The following is a 14,109-nucleotide window of genomic DNA, read 5'->3' on the forward strand; positions in this document are numbered from 1 at the left end:
AAACCATGAATAAGACCAAGATAGCGTTGTTTGCCTCTGCCATGATGCTCGGTAGCCTGTCGGCAGCTCAGGCCGCCCCGGTAAAAATCGCGGTATTGATGTACGGCAACAAAGCCGAGTTCGTGCAATTGATGGAAAGGTTCGGGAAGGAACACCCGGCGGTGAAAAGCGGCGAAGCCGTGCTGACCTTCTACGATGGGCGTTATGATGCATCGGTGCAAAACGATCAGGCCGCCACCGCTATCCAAACGCGCGCCGATGCCATTATCGTCAACCCGATGGATTTTGAGGCCAATATCGATATCGTCACTAATGCCAACGAAGCCAAAATCCCGGTGGTGGTCACCAACGCGCGCCTGAACACGGACGCGATGACGTCTGAAGTGGTGTCTAATGACGAGTTGGGGGGGTATCTGGAAGCCAAAGCCGTCTTGGACAAACTCGACTGCAAGAACCAGAAGGTGAACGTGGTGATTATCGAAGGCCCGAAAGGCGGCAGCGGCGAGATCCAGCGCGGCAAGGGCAACGATAAAGCGATTGCCGAGTGCGGCGCCGGCCAGGTCACGGTACTTGAGCGCAAAACGGCCAACTGGTCACGCGCGGAAGCGCAGCCGCTGATGGAAAACTGGCTGCAGAAGCACCGGGGTAAAATCAACGGCGTGATTGGTCAAAACGACGAGATGGCGCTGGGCGCTATCGAAGCGATCAAAGGCGCAGGCCTGAATGTGAAGGACTTCGCGATTGCCGGCGTTGACGGCGTCTCCGACGCGATTCATGCGGTGCAGGCCGGTGAAATGGTCTCTATTCTGCAAGATGCCAAAGGCCAGATGCAGGGTTCCATTGACGTCGCGCTGCGCGCCGTGAAAGGTGAAAGCTATCAACCACAGTCGGATATCTGGAAGCAGTACGCCAAGGATCTGAAATGGGAGGGTGGCACGCAGAAGCATTACTACATTCCGTGGACCGTCGTTACCACAGAGAATGCCCAGCAACTGTTGGACGCGCGCAAGTAATGTCCGGAGCCCCCTGCACGCAGGGGCCTTTGCTCCGAAGCTTGCCGCAGGCAAAAAAAAAGCCAGCACGGAGTGGCTGGCTAAAAAGTTCTTCGAGGGAATATCTTGTGCGATAAACATACGCCTTTCACTGCGGGCTTTACTAGCTATCAGTGCGATAGGCACCCTCAGTTAAAATCAACGCCTGCATATCGGTGAACATCGTTTCCCATTCCGCCTGGTCGATATCCATCAAACCAAAGTAACGCAGCATAAAGGCGCCTTCGGTGGCGAGAAACGCCAGGCGCGCGCGCTTGCCTTCTTCCGTCGTCAAATCCAAACCGGCGATGCGGCTGCGATACCATTCACGCGTGCTCGCCAGATGCTCCGGCGTTTGAATCAGCGTCGCCATTAGCCCGGCGGCCTTGGCGCTGGCGGTCTGATCCGAGCTTTGCGTCGCCAACATATGCGCCCGCACGCCGGTCTGCGGCGAAGGATCGTCACCGGCGATAGCGGCGAACAGCGTCTCATAGGCACTGCCCCAGCGATCGAACATGGCATCAATCAGGGCGTCTTTGCTGCCGAAACAGTACTGCACCCCGCCCTTGGAGATCCCCATCGCTTTGGCGACGGCGTCAATGGTCAAGCCGGCGGCGCCCTGGGTGGCGACGATCTCTTCGGCGGTGTCCAAAACTTTGTCGCGATCGATGCTGCGTTGACGTCCCATTAAGAAACCCTTCTTTTCAATACGAACGTATGGATATATATTATCGCCAGTATACCACCCGGCATCGCCGGAGGGTTACCACAATGGCGGCGCCTTCGCGCCGCCCACGTTAACTGGATTATGACTTATGTACGCCAAGAACCGCTGGTTAATCCTGACAATGGTCGCCAGCGCCCTGTTCCTGATTGTTATCGACATGACGGTGCTCTATACCGCTCTGCCACGCTTAACCCAGGCGCTGGACGCCAGCGCCTCGCAAAAACTCTGGATCGTCAACGCCTACCCGCTGGTGGTCGCCGGGCTACTGCCCGGCGCCGGCATGCTGAGCGATCGCATCGGCCATAAGCGGCTGTTTCTCGCCGGGCTGCCGGTGTTTGCCGTCGCGTCGCTGTGCGCCGCTTTCTCGCCCACCGCCGAGTGGCTGATCGCCGCGCGGGTATTCCTCGCCGTTGGCGCGGCAATGATGATGCCCGCCACGCTGTCCATCGTGCGTCACGTCTTTACCGACGAACGCGAACGCGCGCTGGCGATCGGCATCTGGGCCTCGGTGGCCTCCGGCGGCGCGGCCATCGGCCCGGTGGTCGGCGGCCTGCTGCTGGAGTATTTCTGGTGGGGATCGGTGTTCCTGATCAACGTACCGGTGGTGTTGCTGGTCTGGCCGCTGGCGTGGAAACTGATCCCCCGCTGCGGCGGCGATAACCCGCGCCCCGCCGATATCGTCGGCTCGGTGCAGATCATGATCGGTCTGGTCGGCGCTATCTATGCGCTGAAGGAACTGAGCAAGCCGGCGCCTGACCTCAGCGCGTTGCTCGCAGCGGCCCTGATCGGCATCCTGTTCCTGGTGCTGTTTGTGCGTCGTCAGCAGCGCAGCGCTCACCCGATGATCGATTTCTCCCTGTTCCGCAACCGGCTGTTCGCCGGCGGCATCGGCGTGGCGTTGCTGTCGATGGTGGCCCTGATCGGCGTCGAGCTGGTGCTCAGCCAACGCTTGCAGCTGGTGCTCGGCCTCAGCCCGCTGCAGGCAGCGCTGTTCATCTTGCCGATCCCACTGGCCTCGGCGCTGGCGGGGCCAATGGCCGGTTTACTGTTGCCGCGCTACGGTGAGCGCAGCATCATCCTCGGCGGTTTCGTCCTGACCGCCTTCGGCATCGCCGGCCTCGCCCTGTGGTATCAAAGCAGCATGGCACCGCAGCTGGTAAGCCTGGCGTTGGTGGGCTTTGGCCTCGGCGGCGTGATCACCGCCGCGTCCACCGCCATCATGCTGAACGCGCCGGAGGAGAAATCCGGCATGGCGGCCTCTATCGAAGACGTCTCCTACGAGCTGGGTGGCGTGCTGGGCGTGACGCTGCTCGGTGGGTTGATGACGGCGGTTTACAGTCACAGCCTGGCGCTGCCGGCGGCGCTGCCGGTCAGCGATTTGGCCTACGACAGTATCGACGAAGCCCTGCGGCTGGCCGCCGGAATGGCGGCCGATCGCGCGCAGCAGCTGACGCAGCTGGCGCGTTTGGCCTTCGATCGCGCCTTTATTACGGTGCTGATCGCCGCCGCGCTGTTAATGGCGCTGGGCGCCGGCGTGGTAAAACTGGCGCTGCGCAAGTAACCGATAAAAGCGGCTTTTTTCGCCGGCGGATCCTGCGTAAACTGATTCGGCAATTTGCTCGACGGATTTATCGTCATCGGTTTAAGCGATGGTAATGATGCCTGTTATCGTGTTTAACCCTGCGATAAATCCGGTTACTGTAACAGCTATGGAAATTGATTCTGTCTACCCTTGGAACGAATAATCAGGAGAAGATTATTATGGCAACGGCGAAGAAAGCAGCGAAAACCCATATCGGCCTCGACAGTAAACAATCGGCAAAACTCGCCGAAGCGCTGAATGCGCTGTTGGCGAATTATCAGGTGCTGTATATGAACGTGCGCGGCTATCACTGGAATATTACCGGCCCGCAGTTCTTTGAGCTGCACGCGAAATTCGAAGAAACTTACAACGATCTGCTGACCAAGGTGGATGAGCTGGCGGAACGTATCCTGACGCTGGGCTCGCAGCCGCGTCACGCTTTCAGCGACTATCTGAAAACCGCCGACATCAAGGAACACACCAACGTGACCGATGATAAGGGCACGCTGCGCGGCCTGTTGGAAGGGTATTCAATCTTGCTGCAGCAGCAGCGTGAACTGCTGACGGTAGCGGCAGACGCTGGCGACGAAGGCACCGCGTCACTGATGAGCGATTATATCAAAGAGCAGGAAAAACAGGTCTGGATGCTCAACGCCTACCTCGGCAAATAACCCTGACGCCATAACAAAACAGTCCCTCTCGGGACTGTTTTCGTTTTACCACTCGCAGGATACCGCAAACAGCAACGCACGCCGATGCTGATCGTCCAGGCGGCGCCGCACCCGGATAATATGGCGATTGCTGCACGACTGGCGTTCCAGCCAGCGATGCCGGCGACGTTGGCTCTGTCGCAACATGCGCCAACGGCCCACTTCATTTCTACTGCGTCTCATAATTCCGTCACTCGTTCGTCTAATGCCAACCGCGGGCATTATAGCCCTTTCCGCCCGTGATCCAAGCCGCCGTTATCGGCAACATACCGGACGTCGCACCGGCAAAAGCCCCCCTTTCAATTTCGGCAAGTGCCTTAACTTCATCATATTTATGTAACATAAGCGCCGATAAAAGGTTTCGCCTTGCCCGATCTGTGCGTACACTCATCATTGGTGGTTTGCGAACGGGATTTTTCGCCTTTATGACAACATTTTATACCGTAATCAGTTGGCTCATGGTGTTCGGCTACTGGCTGCTGATCGCCGGCGTGACGATGCGCATTTTGATGAAACGCCGTGCGGTTCCCTCTGCCATGGCCTGGCTGCTGGTTATCTATATTCTGCCGCTGTTCGGCATCGTGGCCTATTTATCGTTCGGCGAGCTGCATCTGGGCAAGCGCCGGGCCGAACGCGCCAAGGCCATGTGGCCGTCGACCGCGCGCTGGCTGAAGGAACTGAAAGAGAGCCGTCGCATCTTCGCCACCGAATACAGTAAAGTCGCCGAACCGCTGTTCCAGCTGTGCAACCGCCGCCAGGGCATCGACGGCGTCAAGGGCAACCAGCTGCAGCTGCTCACCACCACCGACGACACGCTGAAAGCGCTGATCCGCGACATCGAGCTGGCGCGCCACAACATCGAAATGGTGTTCTATATCTGGCAGCCCGGCGGCCTGGTCGATCAGGTGGCCGAATCGCTGATGGCCGCCGCCCGGCGCGGCGTACACTGCCGCCTGATGCTGGACTCCGCCGGCAGCCTGCAATTTTTCCGCAGCCCCTACCCGGCGATGATGCGCAACGCCGGCATCGAAGTGGTCGAAGCGTTGAAGGTCAACCTCTTGCGCGTGTTCCTGCGCCGCATGGATCTGCGTCAGCACCGCAAAGTGGTGCTGATCGACAACTATATCGCCTATACCGGCAGCATGAACATGGTCGATCCGCGCTACTTCAAACAGGATGCGGGCGTCGGCCAATGGATCGATCTGATGGCGCGCATGGAAGGCCCGGTGGCCACCACCATGGGCATCGTCTATGCCTGCGACTGGGAAATTGAAACCGGCAAGCGCATTCTGCCGCCGCCGCCGGACGTCAACATCATGCCGTTCGAGCAGGAAAGCGGCCACACCATTCAGGTGATCGCCTCCGGCCCCGGCTTCCCCGAGGAAATGATCCACCAGGCGCTGCTAACCGCGGTTTATTCCGCGCGCGAGCAGCTGATCATGACCACGCCGTACTTCGTGCCGAGCGACGATCTGCTGCACGCCATCTGCACCGCCGCTCTGCGCGGCGTCGAGGTCAGCATCATCGTGCCGCGCGACAACGATTCGATGATGGTGCGCTGGGCCAGCCGCGCGTTCTTCTCCGAGCTGCTGGAAGCCGGAGTGAAAATTTATCAGTTCGAAGGCGGTCTGCTGCACACCAAGAGTGTGCTGGTTGACGGCCAGCTTAGCCTGGTCGGCACCGTCAATCTGGATATGCGCAGCCTGTGGCTGAATTTCGAAATCACCCTGGTGATCGACGACGACGGCTTCGGCAGCGATCTGGCCTGCGTGCAGGAAGATTACATCGCCCGTTCCCAGTTGCTGAACGCCAAAGAGTGGCTGAAGCGGCCGTTCTGGCATCGCCTGGTTGAGCGCCTGTTCTACTTTTTCAGCCCGCTGCTGTAAAAGCCGCAACGAGCGTGCTTTAATAGCGCCAAATCATTTGTTATCAGGATTTTTTTATGGATTTGAATAACCGCCTTACCGAAGACGAAACGCTGGAACAGGCCTACGACATCTTTCTCGAATTGGCCGGCGACAATCTGGATCCGGCGGATATTCTGCTGTTCAATCTGCAGTTTGAAGAGCGCGGCGGCGCAGAACTGTACGATCCCTCCGAAGACTGGAGCGAGCACGTGGACTACGATCTGAACCCAGACTTCTTCGCCGAAGTGGTGATCGGTCTGGCGGACAGCGACGGCGAGCCAATCAACGACGTGTTCGCCCGCGTGCTGATCTGCCGCGAGAAAGACCACAAGCTGTGCCACATTCTGTGGAAAGAGTGATTCGCCGCCAGCGCATCGGATAAAAAAGCCCCGCTTATTCAGCGGGGCTTTTTGTTGCCGGCTAGCGGCGCATTACAGCGGATCGACCTTCAGGCAGGATACCGCGTGGCGGAAGCTGCCCTCCAGCAGCGGACGCGTCTTGGCGCACTCCGGCCCGGCGATCGGGCAGCGGGTGCGGAACACGCAGCCGGTCGGCGGGTTGATCGGCGAAGGCAGCTCCCCTTCCAACAGCTGGATCTGTTTTTCCTTCTCCTTGTCCGGATCCGGGATCGGCACCGCCGACATCAGCGCTTTGGTGTAAGGGTGCTGCGGGTTGTGGTACACCTCATCATAGGTGCCCAGCTCCACCGCATGGCCCAGGTACATCACCAGCACGCGATCGGAAATGTGCTTCACCACCGCCAAATCGTGGGCGATAAAGATCAATGACAGCCCCATCTCGCGCTGCAGCTGCTGCAACAGGTTCACCACCTGCGCCTGAATCGACACGTCCAACGCGGAGACCGGCTCGTCGCAGATCACCAGCTTCGGTTCGAGGATCAGCGCGCGCGCGATGCCGATACGCTGGCACTGACCGCCGGAGAACTCGTGCGGGTAGCGGTTGATCAGGTTAGGCAACAGGCCGACCTTCAGCATCATCGCCTTGACCTTGTCCTTCACTTCCTGACGCGGCATTTTCGGGTAGTAGGTGCGCAGCGGCTCGGCGATGATCTCGCCGATGGTCATGCGCGGGTTGAGCGAAGCCAGCGGATCCTGGAAGATCATCTGGATATCGCTGCGGGTTTTACGCCAGTCGGCGTCGCTCATGCCCAGCAGATCTTTGCCCAGCCAGGCGACGCGCCCGCTGGTGGCCTTCACCAGGCCGATGATGGCGCGCGCGAAGGTGGATTTGCCGCAGCCGGATTCGCCAACCACGCCCAGAGTTTCCCCCTCGAACAGCCGCAGCGTGACGCCATCGACCGCCTTCAGGGTTTTCGGCGGCTGCCAGAACCACTGTTTGTCATCATGAATGTCGAAGTGCACTTTCAGATCGGCGACTTCGAGCAGCACTTTCTTGTCGGTTACCGCTGTCATACCAACGCCTCCACCGGTTTAAAGCAGGCGCGCAGGCGCCCTTCCCCAAATTGCTCCAACGGCGGAGCGCTCGCGCACTGTTCCATGGCGTACGGGCAGCGCGGTTGGAACGGGCAGCCTTTCGGCAACCGCAGTAGGTTCGGCGGGTTGCCGGGAATGGTCAACAACGCTTCGCCTTCGGCGTCGAGACGCGGCACCGCATTCAACAGACCAATGGAGTACGGATGGCTCGGCTGGTAGAACACCTCGCGTGCGCTGCCGTATTCCATGGTGCGGCCGGCGTACATCACCAGCACCTTGTTGCAGATGCCGGCCACCACGCCCAGGTCGTGGGTGATCATGATGATGGCGGTGTTGAACTCGCGCTTCAGCTCGTTGAGCAGCGTCATGATCTGCGCCTGGACGGTCACGTCCAGCGCGGTGGTCGGCTCGTCGGCGATCAGCAGCTTCGGCCGGCACAGCAACGCCATGGCGATCATCACGCGCTGGCGCATACCGCCGGAAAACTCGTGCGGGTACATGCGCATGCGCTTGCGCGCCTCCGGCATTTTCACCGCGTCGAGCATGCGGACCGACTCTTCGAAGGCTTCGCTTTTGCTCAGTTTCTTATGCAGCATCAGCACTTCCATCAGCTGTTCGCCAACGCGCATATAAGGGTTGAGCGAGGTCATCGGGTCCTGGAAGATCATCGAGATCTCCTCGGCCCGCAGCTTGTTAAGCTGATTTTCCGGCAGGTTGAGGATCTCGCGGCCGTTGAATTTGGCCGAGCCGCCGATGCGGCCATTGCTCGCCAGCAGCCCCATCAGGGCGAACGCGGTCTGCGATTTGCCTGAGCCAGATTCACCGACGATGCCCAGCGTTTCGCCGGCGCGCAGATCGAAGTTCAGATCGTTTACCGCCGTCACGTCGCCGTCCGGCGTGGAAAACGTGACGCGCAGGTCTTTCACGTCCAGCAGCGGCGACGTTTTGACGCCGGCGCCGGTTTGCAGTTGAGGATGTTCAATGGTGCTCATGGTTGCACTCCTTAACGATCTTTCGGGTCGAGGGCGTCACGCAGGCCATCGCCGATAAAGTTGAAACAGAACAGAGTGACTACCAGGAAACCCGCCGGGAACAGCAGCAACCACGGTGAAACTTCCATTGAGTTGGCGCCGTCGCTGAGCAATGCGCCCCAACTGCTCAGCGGCTCCTGCGTGCCCAGCCCCAGGAAGCTGAGGAAGGATTCGAACAGGATCATGCTCGGCACCAGCAGCGACGCGTACACCACTACCACGCCGAGCACGTTAGGCACGATATGCCGCAGCACGATGTTGCGCGTGGAGACGCCGCACACCAGCGCCGCTTCGATGAACTCCTTACGCTTGAGACCGAGCGTTTGGCCGCGCACGATACGCGCCATATCCAGCCACGACACCATACCGATCGCCACGAAGATCAACAGGATATTCTGGCCGAAGAAGGTCACCAGCAGGATCACGAAGAACATGAACGGGAAGGAGTTGAGGATCTCCAGCAGACGCATCATCACCGAGTCGATCTTGCCGCCCAGATAACCGGACATCGCGCCGTACAGGGTGCCGACGATCACCGCCACCAGCGCCGCCGCCACGCCGACCATCAGCGAGATACGCCCGCCAATCGCCACGCGCACCAGTAGGTCGCGCCCGGAGGAATCGGTGCCGAAATAGTGCCCCGATTCCAGGCTTGGCGCGGCGGACATCATCGCCCAATCGGTATCGTCGTAGGCAAATTGCGACAGCATCGGCGCCAGCACCACAAACAGCGTGATCAACACCAGGATGAACAGGCTGCTGACCGCCGCACGGTTATGCATAAAGCGCCGGCGCGCGTCTTGCCACAGGCTGCGTCCTTCCACTTCCAGCTTCTCGCTGAAGTGTTCCAGAGCTTCGCTGTTCTTTTTAGTCAACATCATTCGCGTGCTCCAGATTAATAACGGATTTTCGGATCGATGACCGCATACAGCACATCGACGATCGCGTTGAACAGAATGGTCAAAGCGCCCACCAGAATGGTCAGGCTCAACACCAGGGAGTAGTCGCGGTTCAGCGCGCCGTTAACGAACAGCTGGCCGATCCCCGGCAGGCCGTAGATGGTTTCGATCACCATCGAACCGGTGATGATCCCGACGAACGCCGGGCCCATATAGGACAGCACCGGCAACAGCGCCGGCTTCAGCGCGTGGCGGAAAATGATACGGCGCATCGGCAAGCCTTTAGCGCGCGCGGTGCGAATGAAGTTGGAGTGCAGCACTTCAATCATCGAGCCGCGCGTGATACGGGCGATGCTGGCGATATAGGCCAGAGACAGCGCTACCATCGGCAAGATGATGAACTTAGGCGCGCCGCCGTTCCAGCCGCCGCCCGGCAGCCATTTCAACGTGATGGCGAAGATCAGCACCAACAGCGGCGCCACCACGAAACTGGGTATCACCACCCCGGTCATGGCGAACCCCATCACCGTGTAGTCCCATTTGGTGTTCTGATTCAACGCGGCGATCACGCCGGCGCTCACGCCCAGCACCACCGCCAGTAAAAACGCGGCCAGGCCGAGTTTGGCGGAAACAGGGAAAGAGCTGGCGACCAGATCGTTGACCGAATAGTCCTTGTATTTAAAGGACGGGCCGAAGTCTCCCTGCGCAAGCTGCGCCAGATAATGACCGTACTGTTTCCAGATCGGGTCGTTCAAATGATATTTGGCTTCGATATTCGCCATAACTTCCGGCGGCAATGCGCGTTCCCCGGTAAATGGACTGCCGGGCGCCAGGCGCATCATGAAGAATGAGATGGTGATAAGGATAAATAGTGTCGGGATCGCTTCCAATAAGCGACGAAGTATAAATTTAAGCATTGCCCTAACCCTGTGCGACAGCCTGATGACGGCTTATTATTCTCAACATGGGCCGGCGGCCTGCGCCGCCGGCTCTTACCGTATCAATGCTTGATGATGTACAGGTTTTTGTCGTACACGTTATCAAGCGGGTCTTTGCCGGTGTAGCCACCGACGTAAGGTTTCACCAAACGGGCGTTCACGTAGTAATACAGCGGAACGATGGCGGAATCTTTATCCAGCTGAACTTCCGCTTTCTGATACAGATCGGCGCGCTCGTCTTTGCTCTTCGCGGTCAACACGTTGGCCATCAGCTTGTCGAACTCGGCGCTCTTATAGTGCGGGGTGTTACTGCTGCTGTCGGACAGCATCATGTTCAGGAACGAACTCGGCTCGTTATAGTCGGCGCACCAGCCGGCGCGCGCCACGTCATAGGTCCCCTGATGACGGGTATCCAGGAAGGTTTTCCACTCCTGGTTCACCAGCTTCACGTCCACGCCCAGGTTTTTCTTCCAGATGGACGCGGCGGCGATCGCCAGCTTCTTGTGCAGATCGGAGGTGTTGTACAGCAGGGAGAAGGTCAACGGTTTACCCGGGCCGTAGCCGGCTTCCGCCAGCAGTTTCTTCGCCACTTCGTTGCGTTTTTCCTGCGTCCAGCCGAACCACTCCGGCGGAGTCAGCTTGGCGCCGTCGGTGTATGGCGGCGTAAAGCTGTAGGCCGGCAGATCGCCCTGGTTTTTCACCTTGTTGACGATGATGTCGCGGTCCATGCCCAGCTTCAGCGCTTCACGCACGCGCGCATCGGTGAACGGCGCCTTCTGGTTGTTGATTTCGTAGTAGTAGGTGCACAGGTAAGGATCGACATGCACCTCTTTCGGGATCTCTTTCTTCAGCTTCTGGAACAGTTCGATCGGCATGTTGTTGTAGGTCATGTCGATTTCGCCGGTGCGGTAGCGGTTAACGTCGGTCACTTCCGACGAAATAGGCAGGAACGTCACTTTATTGATGATGGTTTTGGCGTTATCCCAATATTCCGGGTTGCGTTCCAGTACGATGCGTTCGTTGACAATCCAGTCTTTCAGTTTGTAAGCGCCGTTGCTGACGTAGTTGGCTGGCAGCGTCCACTTCTCGCCAAACTTCTCCACCGCGTCTTTGTAAACCGGCTTCATGGCGTAGTGTGGGGTCATTTCAACCAGATAAGGCACCGGCTCGCTCAGGGTCACCTGGAAGGTGTGGTCGTCGATGGCCTTCACGCCCAGCGTCGACTTGTCTTTTTTACCGGCGATAATGTCATCGACGTTTTCCACATGGGCGTACTGCAGGTAGCTGGCGTAAGGCGATGCAGTTTTCGGATCCACTACGCGCTGCCAGCTGTAGACGAAATCTTGCGCCGTCACCGGCTTGCCGTTGGACCATTTGGCGTCTTTACGCAGGTGGAAGGTCCAGACTTTGAAATCTTTGTTATCCCAGCTTTCCGCGACGCCCGGCACGATGGAACCGTCCGGGCTGTTGTTCGCCAAGCCTTCCATCAGATCGCGGGTGACGTTGTTTTCCGGCACGCCCTCGATTTTATGTGGGTCAAGCGACTGCACTTCGGAACCGTTATTTTTGACAATTTCTTGCTTGTCGGCCAGTTGCACGCCGGCAGGAACGTCGGCGGCAAAGGCGGAGGTGGTTGCTGTGATGCCCAGCGCGGCGATGACGCCGGCGGCAATGAGCGTTTTCTTCGTGATGTTGGTCATACTTATCGACTCCAGTTTTTATTATCACAGGCTCTTCGTGGAACCTGCGTTGCCCGTAAGCGGACTCTGTTTTCCCGCCGCCGCGGAACGAATGCGGCGGCCGGCCTTCCCTATATTCCTCCGCGAGTTAGCGCAAGGAATACCCCTTTACTGCTTGATAATGTACAGATTTTTAACGTCGGTATAGTCCAGCGGGTCTTTGCCGGTGAACCCGCCTACCGTCGGCTTGATCAACCGTGCGCTGACGCGGTAATAAACCGGGACCAACGCGGAGTCTTTGTCCAGCTGAGCTTCCGCCTGCTGATAGAGCGCGGCGCGCGCGGCCTCATCCGGCGCCTTCAGCGTAGCGGCCATGATGGCGTCGAACGCCGGGCTCTTATAGAACACGGTATTGATACTGCTGTTGGACAGCACCAGGTTCAGGAACGCACTGGGTTCGTTGTAATCGCCGCACCAGGTGGCGCGCGCCACATCGTATTGCCCCTGATGGCGGCTCTCCAATGAAGTCTTCCACTCCTGATTGCGCAGCGTGACCTCCGCACCGAGGTTCTTCTTCCACATCGATGCGGCGGCGATCGCCTGCTGTTTGTTTTGATCGGAGGTGTTGTAGAGCAACGAGAACTTCAGCGGTTTGGCATCGCTGTAGCCCGCCTCAGCCAGCAGCTTCCTGGCTTCGGCGTTGCGCTGTTCCTGGCTCCAGCCGGCCCATGCGGGCTGCGTAAAGTTCGCGCCCTCCGTAAAGGTCGGCGTGAAACTGTAGGCCGGGATCTGTCCCTGGCCCATGATCTTGTTGGCGATGATGTCGCGATCCAGCGTCATCTTCACCGCCGTACGCACGCGTGGATCGGTAAACGGCGCCCGCTTGTTATTGAGCTCGTAATAGAAGGTGCACAGATAAGGGTTAACGTGCAGCTGTTCGGGCATTTCGCGCTTCATCTTGACGTACAGGTACGGCGGGATCGCGCTGTTGGTGATGTCGATCTCGCCGCTGCGGAAGCGGTTGACGTCGCTGACTTCCGAAGTAATCGGCAGGAAGGTCGCCTGATTGATCACCGTCTGCTTGTTGTTCCAGTAGCTCGGGCTGCGCTCCAGCACGATGCGCTCGTTCACCACCCACTCTTTCAGGCGGTAAGCGCCGTTGCCGACGTAGTTGGCGGGTAGCGTCCATTTATCGCCGAATTTCTCCACCACCGCCCGTTTGACCGGTTTGAGCGACGTGTGGCTCAGCATGCTGATGAAATACGGCACCGGTTCGCTCAGCGTCACCTGCAGCGTCTGGTCGTCCAGCGCCTTGACGCCGAGGGTCTGCGGAGGCTTCTTGCCGGTCAGGATGTCGTCGATATTGTCGACTTTGGTGTATTGCAGATAGCTGGCGTAAGGCGAGGCGATTTTCGGATCGGCCAGGCGCTGCCAGCTGTAGACGAAGTCTTGCGCGGTCACCGGGGTGCCGTCGCTCCACACCGCGCCGGGGCGCAGGTGGAAGGTCCATTGCTGATAATTCTGGTTTTCCCAGCTCGCCGCCGCCGCCGGCACCACATGCCCGTTGGCGTCGGTGCTCACCAGCCCTTCAAGTAGGTTAAGAATGATATTGCTTTCCGGTACCCCCTCGACCTTATGCGGATCCAATGAAGCCACTTCGCTGCCGTTGTTGATCACAATATTCTGTTGCTGCGCCAACTGAACGCCGGCCGGCACTTCCGCCGCCAAACTGTTATTTATGACGCCGACGCTCAGCGCGCCGCTAATCAACAAGGTCAAAGAAGTACGCTTCAGGGTTTGCTGCATAATCGAGGCTCCTTTTCACCGACAAGCATCGCTTATCGAAGTTTGTGAAGTGTTTATAAGAATTCTAAATAAACGGATACCAGCAAAAATCATTCCCGTTTTTATGGCGCATTTCAGTTAATTGACCACGGGAAAGTTGCTCGGAAATTAGCAGAAGCCAAATTCCATAGCCAATAAATTTTACGAAAATGTTAAGCAATTCTCTTTTATCGCACGAAGCCCGATCCGCTCCCCGAGAGCGGGGCACCGAAAAAACAAAATCATCACTTTGATTTTAAAGATAAAAAAACCAAAATCATTTCGTTTGAAACCGTCAGCGTCATCTCACCGCCGCACAAAGAAACA

At 58.4% G+C, this 14,109-nt stretch carries 13 protein-coding genes; 5 read left to right on the top strand and 8 right to left on the bottom strand.

Annotation, left to right across the window (positions count from 1 at the left end; genetic code table 11):
* Positions 1-5 precede the first annotated feature (5 nt).
* A complete protein-coding gene (locus ACJ8J4_RS04335; protein ID WP_025303066.1) occupies positions 6-1,013 on the top strand; it encodes a substrate-binding domain-containing protein in 1,008 nt (335 codons plus the stop codon).
* Between the two features lie 142 nt (positions 1,014-1,155).
* On the opposite strand, the gene ACJ8J4_RS04340 is transcribed toward ACJ8J4_RS04335, so the two are convergent.
* Entirely contained in the window at positions 1,156-1,719 is a 564-nt protein-coding gene (locus ACJ8J4_RS04340) for a TetR/AcrR family transcriptional regulator (RefSeq protein ID WP_025303067.1), read from the bottom strand.
* 127 nt (positions 1,720-1,846) lie between these two features.
* Between ACJ8J4_RS04340 and smfY the strand changes: the two genes are divergently transcribed.
* Both smfY and ACJ8J4_RS04350 read left to right on the top strand, forming a co-directional pair.
* The gene (gene smfY / locus ACJ8J4_RS04345; protein ID WP_025303068.1) at positions 1,847-3,319 is read left to right on the top strand and encodes a multidrug efflux MFS transporter SmfY; all 1,473 of its coding nucleotides are present in this window, start codon (positions 1,847-1,849) and stop codon (positions 3,317-3,319) included.
* A 200-nt stretch (positions 3,320-3,519) separates the two neighbouring features.
* On the top strand, positions 3,520-4,011 hold the full coding sequence (locus tag ACJ8J4_RS04350; protein WP_004932132.1) for a Dps family protein: 492 nt from the start codon (positions 3,520-3,522) through the stop codon (positions 4,009-4,011).
* A 45-nt stretch (positions 4,012-4,056) separates the two neighbouring features.
* Here the strand turns inward: ACJ8J4_RS04350 and ACJ8J4_RS04355 are convergent, their stop codons facing one another.
* Positions 4,057-4,233, bottom strand: a complete 177-nt coding sequence (locus ACJ8J4_RS04355; protein ID WP_025159792.1) for a YciY family protein — start codon at positions 4,231-4,233, stop codon at positions 4,057-4,059.
* Positions 4,234-4,475: 242 nt separating this feature from the next.
* On the opposite strand from ACJ8J4_RS04355, the gene cls reads away from it, so the two are divergent.
* Together cls and ACJ8J4_RS04365 are read left to right on the top strand one after the other, a co-directional pair.
* A complete protein-coding gene (gene cls, locus ACJ8J4_RS04360; RefSeq protein WP_025303070.1) occupies positions 4,476-5,936 on the top strand; it encodes a cardiolipin synthase in 1,461 nt (486 codons plus the stop codon).
* A gap of 56 nt (positions 5,937-5,992) precedes the next feature.
* Complete coding sequence (locus ACJ8J4_RS04365) at positions 5,993-6,316, top strand: HI1450 family dsDNA-mimic protein (protein ID WP_004932139.1); 324 nt, start codon at positions 5,993-5,995, stop codon at positions 6,314-6,316.
* Between the two features lie 72 nt (positions 6,317-6,388).
* Here the strand turns inward: ACJ8J4_RS04365 and oppF are convergent, their stop codons facing one another.
* The 6 genes from oppF to ACJ8J4_RS04395 all read right to left on the bottom strand — a co-directional run bounded on the left by oppF (position 6,389) and on the right by ACJ8J4_RS04395 (position 13,764).
* Positions 6,389-7,390, bottom strand: coding sequence for a murein tripeptide/oligopeptide ABC transporter ATP binding protein OppF (gene oppF, locus ACJ8J4_RS04370; protein WP_025303071.1), 1,002 nt, complete (start codon positions 7,388-7,390; stop codon positions 6,389-6,391).
* A complete protein-coding gene (locus ACJ8J4_RS04375) occupies positions 7,387-8,403 on the bottom strand; it encodes an ABC transporter ATP-binding protein (RefSeq protein ID WP_043142468.1) in 1,017 nt (338 codons plus the stop codon). The genes oppF and ACJ8J4_RS04375 overlap by 4 nt, the downstream gene beginning before the upstream one ends.
* Before the next feature lie 11 nt (positions 8,404-8,414).
* Positions 8,415-9,323 carry an oligopeptide ABC transporter permease OppC gene (gene oppC, locus ACJ8J4_RS04380; RefSeq protein ID WP_025303073.1) on the bottom strand — a complete coding sequence of 303 codons (909 nt, stop codon included), beginning with the start codon at positions 9,321-9,323 and terminating at the stop codon, positions 8,415-8,417.
* Positions 9,324-9,337: 14 nt separating this feature from the next.
* Complete coding sequence (gene oppB / locus ACJ8J4_RS04385) at positions 9,338-10,258, bottom strand: oligopeptide ABC transporter permease OppB (protein ID WP_004932150.1); 921 nt, start codon at positions 10,256-10,258, stop codon at positions 9,338-9,340.
* 83 nt (positions 10,259-10,341) lie between these two features.
* Positions 10,342-11,979, bottom strand: coding sequence for an oligopeptide ABC transporter substrate-binding protein OppA (oppA, locus tag ACJ8J4_RS04390; protein WP_025303074.1), 1,638 nt, complete (start codon positions 11,977-11,979; stop codon positions 10,342-10,344).
* 147 nt (positions 11,980-12,126) lie between these two features.
* Entirely contained in the window at positions 12,127-13,764 is a 1,638-nt protein-coding gene (locus ACJ8J4_RS04395; RefSeq protein ID WP_197835980.1) for an ABC transporter substrate-binding protein, read from the bottom strand.
* Positions 13,765-14,109 lie beyond the last annotated feature (345 nt).

The organism is Serratia sp. CY47280, from assembly GCF_052168655.1.
In the GTDB taxonomy this organism is placed as follows: Bacteria; Pseudomonadota; Gammaproteobacteria; order Enterobacterales; family Enterobacteriaceae; genus Serratia; species Serratia bockelmannii.